We start from the raw sequence: 8,490 nt of genomic DNA on the forward strand, positions 1-8,490 counted from the left end.
CGACAAAATATACCTCAGGCGCTGAAAAATTACTGATTAAAGCGCTATTGGACATAGAGATTCCATCGGGTGGGTATGCATCTGAGCATGGTGTGCTGTGTCAAAATGTTGGTACGGTTAAGGCAATATATGATGCGGTAGTTGATAATAAACCGCTAATTTCTCGAATTGTAACCGTCACAGGTTCGGGGGTTAAGACGCCTAGAAACTATGAGGCACGATTGGGCACATCGTTCGCACAAGTGGTTGAAAGTTCCGAGCCGAATAACCAGGCTCATGATATTAGAATGGGCGGTATGATGATGGGTGTTGATATTCCTAATGCGCATTATTCTATTTGCAAAATTACCAATTGTATATTTGTTAACAATCCGGAGCCTAAGCCTGCGGTTAAAGAATGTATTCGTTGTTCGGCTTGTGTTGAGGTGTGTCCGGTTAACTTGTTGCCGCAACAATTATATTGGTATGCCAAGAGTGAGAATATTGAAAAAGCCCTTGATTATCAGTTAATGAATTGCATTGAGTGTGGTAGTTGTAATTATGTTTGCCCGAGTAATATTCCTTTGGCACAATATTTCTCTTTTGCCAAGGCGCTAGATAGAAAGCTCAAACGTGCAGAAGCACTAGCTAATCAATCAAGGGAGCGGTTTGAATTTAAAGAATTCAGATTGACGCGAAATAAGCAAGAGCGTGCAGAGATGATGGCGGCTAAGAAAAAAGCGCTTAAAGAAAAAATGGCCAAAGATAAAGAAAAAGATCAGGCACAAAAAGATAAAATTGCTCAAGCAATGGCGCGTGTCAAACAAGCAAAGGAAGCTAAGAAATAATGCATAGTACTGGGTTAAATACTAATCAAATAATGCGTCAAGTGATCTACGCATTAGTTTTGGGTGTTGGCGCATCAACGCTATTTTTTGGCTGGGGCATCTTATTGCAAATTGTATTGGCCGTGATTTCAGCGGTCTTGGTTGAAGCAATTTTTGTCGCGCTACGTGGACGCAACGCGCTTGAATCATTAAGTGATGGATCTGCCATCTTAACAGGTATTTTACTGGCCATTTCCATTCCATCAATTGCTCCGTGGTGGTTGGTGGTTTCAGGTGTTGCTTTTGCTATTGTTTTTGGCAAGCAGTTGTATGGTGGCTTAGGCAACAACCCTTTTAATCCTGCTATGCTAGGCTACGGATTTTTATTGATCTCGTACCCGCTACAAATGACCACCTGGCCGGTTGATTTTCTAAGCTTTAGTCAAGCAGTAAACGAAGTGTTTAATCTAGCCAATTTTGATGGCATAAGTGGTGCAACACGACTAGATGATGTTAAAACCGGTTTATCCTTGGGTAAGGAGCTTTCCGCCTTACAAATACACTCCACTTCTCAAGCGTGGATTAATGCTGGATTCTTGTTAGGAGGGGTCTATTTATTGGTGCGTAAAATTATTGCTTGGCATATTCCGGTAGCGTTTTTATCTGGAATACTGATTATGGCAATATTGATTTCAGTTTTTGACACTCAGCAACATTTACCAATTCAAAATCATTTAATGTTGGGCGGCACAATGCTGGGTGCCTTTTTTATTGCCACCGATCCAGTGTCTGCTAGTACCACACCAAAAGGAAGGTTAATTTATGGATTCTTAATTGGTGTGCTAATTGTCATTATTAGGGCTTACGGCGGTTATCCAGATGGGGTTGCTTTTGCGGTATTGTTGGTGAATATGATGGTACCATTGATTGACTACTACACTCAGCCTAGGGCGTTTGGACGGTCATGATCAAACGTATTTTAAAATCAGGATTGCTGTTGTTTGTATTTACGTTGGTTAGTATTTTTTTTGTTAGCTGGACGCAAAGCACAACCAAAGAACAAATTACTCACAATGAAGAGCAGTTGCTTATTAAGCGCTTGAGCGAGTTGGTTAGTGGTTATGACAATGATATTTTGAAAGATAAGTATAGTAAATCCATCAATTTGCATGGCATTATACAAACAATCAATATTTTTCCTGCTAAGAAAGATGAGCAGGTGTTTGCCTACTTAATCGAGCATACTTATCCCAATGGATACAGTGGCAATATTCGTCTGTTAACGGGGGTGGGCGTAGATCATCAATTATTAGGCGTGCGCGTTATCACTCATAAAGAAACCCCAGGTCTGGGTGATAAAATCGAAACTCGAAAGTCTAACTGGATCGAGCAATTTAGCGGGCTGTCGCTATCTAATCCTTCAAAGGATAATTGGAAGGTGAAGCGTGATGGCGGTGTTTTTGACAGCTTTACCGGTGCCACCATTACCCCAAGGGCCGTTGTTACCGCCAGCTACCAAGTCCTAGAATTTTTCAGCAAGCAAGACTTGCTAAAAAATAAAAAATAATCATGCAACTTAGTGATTTTGATTTTGATTTGCCCAAGCAGTTAATTGCGCAAAATCCACCTGAAAATAGAACAGATTCACGCCTGCTGGTGCCGCAAACAGACTTGTTCACAGATGCAAGTTTTCATCAAATTGGCGAATTTTTACGCCCAGGTGATTTGCTAGTAATGAATAACACTCGAGTAATTCCAGCACGCCTGTTCGGCCATAAAGCTTCAGGCGGTAAAGTGGAAATTATGATTGAGCGTTTGTTAAGTGATACGCAAGTGTTAGCCATGGTTAAGGCCTCGCGTGCACCTAAGATAGACAGTTATATTACTTTGGAGAATGGTGAAAAAGCGCAAATAATAGCCAAAGAAAATGGCTTTTATACACTTAATTTTGCCACCGATTCACTACTTGATTTACTTGATAAAGTGGGTCATATTCCCTTGCCACCCTATATTGAACGTAGTGATGAAAAAACCGATTTAGAGCGCTACCAGACAGTATTTGCCGAGCGAGAGGGTGCGGTGGCCGCGCCAACAGCAGGTCTACATTTTGATGATGATTTATTGGCTGATCTAAAACAACAAGGTATTGATCACGCTTTTGTAACGTTACATGTCGGTGCGGGCACTTTTCAGCCAGTTAAGGCTGAAAAAATTACTGAGCATCATATGCATAGCGAGTATTATGAAATTGATCAAGCAACGGTTGATAAGATTAACGATACCAAGGCAAAAGGTGGACGTGTTGTTGCCGTAGGAACAACGGCAGTTCGTTCTATGGAGTCAGCTGCCAAAAGTGGCACGTTATCTGCAGCGCAAGAGGAAACTGATATTTTTATCTATCCTGGCTATGAATTTAAAGTGGTGGATATGATGATTACCAATTTCCATTTGCCAAAATCTTCATTGTTGATGCTGGTCAGCGCCTTTATTGGTCGAGAGCGAATGATGGAAATTTATCAGCATGCCATTAAAAACAACTATCGATTTTTCTCGTATGGCGATGCGATGTTATTAACAAATAACAAAACTTCATAGGCAAGGCCTATGAAGTTTTGTGGAGAGATAAGTATGATTTATGAAAATGATTTAGTATTTGTTGAAATTGAAAAAAGCGAAATTCCCTGGGTTAAAATTTTTACTCAGCGAAAAATTAAGGAATTTAGTGAATGCACATTGGAAGAAAAAACAGAAATTTTTAGAATTATCGATATAGTAGAAAAATCAATGTTAAAGTATTTCAACGCTGATAAAATCAATATAGCGTCTTTTGGCAACCTATTGCCGCACGTTCATTGGCATGTGATGGCTCGCTTTGAGCAAGATAGTTATTTTCCTGAGCCGATGTGGGGTAAAAAACAAAGAGAATCGCAATTAGATTTGCCCAGTTTTGAAGTATTCTTTGCCCAATTAGGAGAGCAGCTATGAATCAATTAGAAAACCAAGATCAGTTAGATGCATTAAAGCGTGAAAAAGATGCAGTATTAGTATTATTTGGTGGTGCAAATTGTGGCGTGTGCCAAACCATTAAACCCCAGATTTATGATAAATTTTCAGTCAAATTTCCTGACTTGGCTATGGTTTACATTGATTGTGAACAAATGCAAGAGATTTGCGCGCAGCATGGTGTGTTTTCTTTGCCCGTGGTGCAAGTGTTCTTTATGGGGCAAAAATTTATTGAAGAGGTGCGCGGTTTTTCATTGCTGGCCTTGGAGCAGGAAATTGAAAAAACCTACGCTAAGATGAGCGGCTAAGCTTGGTTGCTGATTTGTGTCAAGGTTGGTGTTTCTAGATTGTATTCATTCGCTAATTCTAACGCTCTATTGAGTCTAGCCGGGGCAGATCTGCCCATGCAACCATGTGCCAAATCACCTTCAAAGGCTTTAATCATGCCCGCTTCTAACGCTGATTCATTGAAGGTTTTCCCGGTTAGCGATTCTTGAAGTTTTAAGACATCGGCAGACACTTTACGCATTAGATCGATGTGGTTGTTGCGCAGGTCATCAACATTGCTGCCTGGCTCAATAGCCATGCCGGCGATATTAGTTGTCAGGATGTAGAGATTTTTGAGTACCAGCTCAAATAACAATTCATCTTCATTGGTAACAGTATGTGCCGCAATATCGATTAGCGCAAGAGACTTGGTGAGAATTTGTGCTTTTGGGCCGTATGCAGGCGATGAGATTAATACCTTTGAATCCATGCCTTTTTTCTTTTCAAACCAAACTGAGATAACTGTTGGATTATTAAAGTTATGCTTTTCCCAATCACGTGGTAGTAATTCGTTTTGCATCATTGCCACACGATCTTTCCATTGTTCTGGAATGGATCCTAGTGCTGATTGCAAATCACCTTCAGCAGTACAGACTAAAATTAGCTCAGGATCAATTTGGCTGGCCAACTCATTGATATCTGTTTTTCGAGTAATTGGATAAACAGGGTGATTATTTTTTAGAAACGCTCTTGCAAAAACACTTCCAAGTTCGCCAATACCCAATACAACAATCGGTTTTTTCATAGTTACATGTGGGGAAGGTCTTGCCTTCCCCGGTATTTATTATTTTAAAATTTCCAACAAAGTTGAGCCCATAGTGGCAGGAGTTGGTGAAATGGCCACCCCAGCTGCTTTGAGTGCGCTAATTTTATCTTCTGCTTTACCAGAGCCGCCACTAATAACTGCGCCTGCATGCCCCATGCGCTTGCCTTTTGGCGCGCTGAGTCCAGCAATATAAGAAACCACCGGCTTGGATACGTGAGACTGGATATACTCTGCTGCCTCTTCTTCAGCTGACCCGCCAATTTCTCCCACCATAATGATAGATTTTGTTTGTTCGTCAGCTTCAAATAATGCTAAGCAATCAATAAAATTCATACCTTGAATTGGATCACCGCCAATACCAATGCAGGTGCTTTGACCAAGCCCCGCCTGAGTGGTTTGATGTACCGCTTCATAAGTCAGTGTACCTGAGCGAGACACCACGCCGACGCTGCCAGATTGGTGAATATTGCCGGGCATAATGCCGAGTTTACACTCATCAGGCGTAATGACACCCGGGCAGTTAGGACCAATGAGCGTCGAATCCGAATCTTTTAAGATGGCTTTGATTTTAAGCATATCTTGCACGGGTATGCCTTCAGTAATACAAGCAATCACTGGCATTTGTGCTTCAATTGCCTCGATAATGGATGCGTAAGCAAAGCGCGGTGGCACGTAAATCATGGTGGCAGTTGCGCCAGTTTCAGCCATGGATTCTTTGACCGAGTTAAACACGGGTAAGTCTAGATGTGTTTGCCCACCTTTACCAGGTGTGACACCACCAACAAACTGCGTACCGTAGGCAATAGACTGCTCAGAATGGAAAGTGCCTTGCTTGCCAGTAAAGCCTTGGGTAATAACTTTTGTGTCTTTATTGATTAATACGCTCATTTTGACAACTCCACAATTTTAATAGCCGCTTGAGTAAGGTCAGATTCGGTATAGATTTGTACGTCGGATTCATCGAGTAGTTTAAGTCCTTCGGCAGCATTAGTGCCTTCTAGGCGCACAACAATTGGCAAGTTTAGACCAACCTTTTCAATGGCCTGTAAAATGCCTTGCGCAATTAAGTCGCAACGAACAATGCCGCCAAAAATATTGACCAAAATGCCAGCGACATTTTTCTCAGTTTGAATTAACTCAAAAGCTTTAGCAACACGCTCAGCCGTTGTGCCACCACCTACATCTAAAAAGTTAGCCGGTGAGCCGCCGTGGTGTTCAATAAGATCCATGGTGGCCATGGCAAGCCCCGCACCATTGACCATACAGCCAATCGTGCCGTCTAATGAAATGTAATTAAGCTGATATTCACTCGCTTCGTTTTCTTTTTCATCTTCTTGAGATATATCGCGTAGTTCAAGAATGTCTTCGTGGCGATACAAAGCGTTATCGTCAAAGTCAATCTTGCCATCGAGCGCCAGAAGGCTGTTTTCAGCCGTAGTGATGAGCGGATTAATTTCAATTAAGCTGACATCTTTAGTGGTAAATATTTCATACAAGCCCATTAGAGTTGTGACAAATTGTTCAGCTAGTGTGTCTTGTAAATTAAGCTTTTTTGCAATTGACATGCAATCGTTAGTAGTTAATTCGCCTAATGGATCAACCCCAAATTTAATGATTTTATCGGGTGTTTCACTGGCCACTTGCTCAATATCCATGCCGCCTTCTGTGGAAGCTAGAATGGTAATTTTTTGAGATTGACGATCAACCAATAAGCCTAAATATAACTCACGCTCAATATTCTGCCCACCTTCAATAAGCAGTTGGTTGATCGGCAGACCTTTGGCATCGGTTTGTGGCGTAATGAGATGAGAGCCAAACAGTTTGTTACAAGCCTCTTCTACCGCTGCGACACTGCGACATAAAATAACGCCGCCGCCTTTGCCGCGACCCCCTGCATGAACCTGTGCCTTAACTACCCAAATATTACCACCTAAATCAGCACAAGCTTGCTTCGCTTCATGAGTTGAGTTAACTAGAATAGCTGATGGGGTGTTAATATTGAACTGTCGAAATAAGCCTTTGGCTTGGTATTCGTGTATATGCATGAAAAAGTGCGTAAAATAAGATGCTTGAATTTTACACTCAATAGGTTAAAAAATGGCATATTACTCGACCAGTCAATTTAAAAATGGCTTAAAACTCATGTTAGACGGCAACCCTTGCTCAATTGTTAGTAATGAGATTCGTAAGCCTGGTAAAGGTCAAGCGTCTAACAAGGTTAAGCTTAAAGATTTGATCACTGGCAAAACCCTAGAAAAAACCTTTAAATCAGGTGAATCTTTAGAGGGTGCAGATGTGATGGAGCTTGATATGCAATATTTGTATAACGATGGCAATGAGTGGAATTTTATGGATCCTAATACCTTTGATCAATTCATCATTAATGATAGTAATATGGATGATGTTAGAGGTTACTTAGTAGAGCAAGATATGTGCGTGGTTACCCTTTGGAATAATAATCCAATTTCAGTCACGCCACCAAACCATGTGCTGCTTGAAGTGGCGGATACTGATCCTGGCCTTAAAGGTGACACAGCAGGTACGGGCGGCAAACCAGCCACGATGAATACCGGTGTCGTGGTTCAAGTGCCGTTGTTTATTAGCATTGGCGAAAAAGTGAAGGTTGATACGCGAACCAATGAGTACGCTGGTCGAACCTAATTACCTCGAAGAAGTGTTTATTTTAGCCATTTGACATGAGGCAAGCGTTAATTAACAAGGCTAAATTACTTAAAAAAATCCGAGCATTTTTTGAGCATCAAAATGTTCTTGAAGTGCAAACTCCGCACCTATTAAACGCACCAACGACAGATGTGTATATTGACAGCATTGGTATGTCAGTTAACTCGGAAATTCAGCAACAATCAAAATTTTTGCACACCTCTCCTGAACTGGAAATGAAAAAGCTTTTGTCGCAAGACAGTGGGGATATTTTTCAAATTTGTCAGGTGTTTCGAGATAATGAACAAGGCTCGCAAAATTTCAACGAATTTACACTATTGGAGTATTATCGCTTAAACTTTGATCATCATCAATTAATGAGCGATGTGGCTGAATTGGTTAAAGTTTTAGGGGTTTGTGGTGAAGTGACTAAACTGTCTTACGCACAGGCATTTAAACAATTTGCAGATATTGACATTTTTAATACGGACTTTGATGCGTTAAAACTAATCGCTAAAGCGCACGATTTAAGCACTGATTTTGAATGGATAGAAGATTTGCAAATTTTTCTATTTACTGCATTGTGTGAACCAAAATTAACACAATTTCCTATTTGCTTCATCTATGATTATCCAGCAGGGCAAAGCGCTTTATCTAAAGTTGAGGGGCGCATCGCACATCGCTTTGAATTGTATTTATCGGGCGTAGAAGTGGCCAATGGTTATGATGAGTTGCAAGAGGCTCGCGCCTATAGGAGAGTTTTCGATCGTGAAAATAACAGGCGTCAACAATTAAATAAAACGGTTATAGAGCCGGATGCTAGCTTCTTAACACTACTGGAAAAACCATTGCCACAGTGTTCAGGTGTGGCAATCGGTATTGAGCGCTTAATTACTAGCATTGACTAACTAATACAGCGGTCTTTAA

11 protein-coding genes are annotated in these 8,490 nt (G+C 41.0%); 8 read left to right on the top strand and 3 right to left on the bottom strand.

Features of this window, described 5'->3' with window-relative positions:
• The 6 genes from PSN35_RS04800 to PSN35_RS04825 form a co-directional block, all read left to right on the top strand.
• Positions 1-827, top strand: an 827-nt coding sequence (locus PSN35_RS04800; RefSeq protein ID WP_300030214.1) for a 4Fe-4S dicluster domain-containing protein, incomplete at its 5' end; no start/stop codon positions are given.
• Positions 827-1,774 (top strand): RnfABCDGE type electron transport complex subunit D, encoded by a 948-nt coding sequence (locus PSN35_RS04805; RefSeq protein WP_300030216.1) that lies wholly within the window; start codon positions 827-829, stop codon positions 1,772-1,774. The genes PSN35_RS04800 and PSN35_RS04805, both read left to right, overlap by 1 nt.
• Positions 1,771-2,373, top strand: coding sequence for an electron transport complex subunit RsxG (gene rsxG, locus PSN35_RS04810; RefSeq protein ID WP_300030219.1), 603 nt, complete (start codon positions 1,771-1,773; stop codon positions 2,371-2,373). Before PSN35_RS04805 ends, rsxG begins: the two co-directional genes overlap by 4 nt.
• 2 nt (positions 2,374-2,375) lie before the next feature.
• Positions 2,376-3,401, top strand: a complete 1,026-nt coding sequence (queA, locus tag PSN35_RS04815; RefSeq protein ID WP_300030221.1) for a tRNA preQ1(34) S-adenosylmethionine ribosyltransferase-isomerase QueA — start codon at positions 2,376-2,378, stop codon at positions 3,399-3,401.
• Positions 3,402-3,410: 9 nt separating this feature from the next.
• Positions 3,411-3,791, top strand: a complete 381-nt coding sequence (locus PSN35_RS04820; RefSeq protein ID WP_300030223.1) for an HIT family protein — start codon at positions 3,411-3,413, stop codon at positions 3,789-3,791.
• Complete coding sequence (locus PSN35_RS04825; RefSeq protein WP_300030226.1) at positions 3,788-4,117, top strand: thioredoxin family protein; 330 nt, start codon at positions 3,788-3,790, stop codon at positions 4,115-4,117. Before PSN35_RS04820 ends, PSN35_RS04825 begins: the two co-directional genes overlap by 4 nt.
• Here the strand turns inward: PSN35_RS04825 and PSN35_RS04830 are convergent.
• The 3 genes from PSN35_RS04830 to sucC are packed head-to-tail and all read right to left on the bottom strand — an operon-like array spanning position 4,114 to position 6,947.
• Positions 4,114-4,881 carry a hypothetical protein gene (locus PSN35_RS04830; protein WP_300030229.1) on the bottom strand — a complete coding sequence of 256 codons (768 nt, stop codon included), beginning with the start codon at positions 4,879-4,881 and terminating at the stop codon, positions 4,114-4,116. The two genes, PSN35_RS04825 and PSN35_RS04830, sit on opposite strands and share 4 nt — an antisense overlap.
• Positions 4,882-4,920: 39 nt before the next feature.
• The gene (gene sucD / locus PSN35_RS04835) at positions 4,921-5,790 is read right to left on the bottom strand and encodes a succinate--CoA ligase subunit alpha (protein WP_300030232.1); all 870 of its coding nucleotides are present in this window, start codon (positions 5,788-5,790) and stop codon (positions 4,921-4,923) included.
• Positions 5,787-6,947, bottom strand: coding sequence for an ADP-forming succinate--CoA ligase subunit beta (sucC, locus tag PSN35_RS04840; protein ID WP_300030235.1), 1,161 nt, complete (start codon positions 6,945-6,947; stop codon positions 5,787-5,789). The genes sucD and sucC overlap by 4 nt, the downstream gene beginning before the upstream one ends.
• Before the next feature lie 52 nt (positions 6,948-6,999).
• Here sucC and efp point away from each other — a divergent pair, with 52 nt between their 5' ends.
• On the top strand, positions 7,000-7,563 hold the full coding sequence (gene efp / locus PSN35_RS04845; protein ID WP_300030238.1) for an elongation factor P: 564 nt from the start codon (positions 7,000-7,002) through the stop codon (positions 7,561-7,563).
• Between the two features lie 35 nt (positions 7,564-7,598).
• Positions 7,599-8,471 (top strand): EF-P lysine aminoacylase EpmA, encoded by an 873-nt coding sequence (epmA, locus tag PSN35_RS04850; protein ID WP_300030241.1) that lies wholly within the window; start codon positions 7,599-7,601, stop codon positions 8,469-8,471.
• Positions 8,472-8,490: the final 19 nt, after the last annotated feature.

This window comes from Candidatus Thioglobus sp. (assembly GCF_028599055.1).
Lineage (GTDB): Bacteria > Pseudomonadota > Gammaproteobacteria > PS1 > Pseudothioglobaceae > Thioglobus_A.

Excerpts from the sequence above, each read along its gene's own strand:
- PSN35_RS04805 (WP_300030216.1), top strand. The coding sequence starts at position 827 with ATGCATAGTACTGGGTTAAATACTAATCAAATAATGCGTCAAGTGATC.
- rsxG (WP_300030219.1), top strand. The coding sequence starts at position 1,771 with ATGATCAAACGTATTTTAAAATCAGGATTGCTGTTGTTTGTATTTACG.
- queA (WP_300030221.1), top strand. The coding sequence starts at position 2,376 with ATGCAACTTAGTGATTTTGATTTTGATTTGCCCAAGCAGTTAATTGCG.
- PSN35_RS04820 (WP_300030223.1), top strand. The coding sequence starts at position 3,411 with ATGAAGTTTTGTGGAGAGATAAGTATGATTTATGAAAATGATTTAGTA.
- PSN35_RS04825 (WP_300030226.1), top strand. The coding sequence starts at position 3,788 with ATGAATCAATTAGAAAACCAAGATCAGTTAGATGCATTAAAGCGTGAA.
- PSN35_RS04830 (WP_300030229.1), bottom strand. The coding sequence starts at position 4,881 with ATGAAAAAACCGATTGTTGTATTGGGTATTGGCGAACTTGGAAGTGTT.
- sucD (WP_300030232.1), bottom strand. The coding sequence starts at position 5,790 with ATGAGCGTATTAATCAATAAAGACACAAAAGTTATTACCCAAGGCTTT.
- sucC (WP_300030235.1), bottom strand. The coding sequence starts at position 6,947 with ATGCATATACACGAATACCAAGCCAAAGGCTTATTTCGACAGTTCAAT.
- efp (WP_300030238.1), top strand. The coding sequence starts at position 7,000 with ATGGCATATTACTCGACCAGTCAATTTAAAAATGGCTTAAAACTCATG.
- epmA (WP_300030241.1), top strand. The coding sequence starts at position 7,599 with ATGAGGCAAGCGTTAATTAACAAGGCTAAATTACTTAAAAAAATCCGA.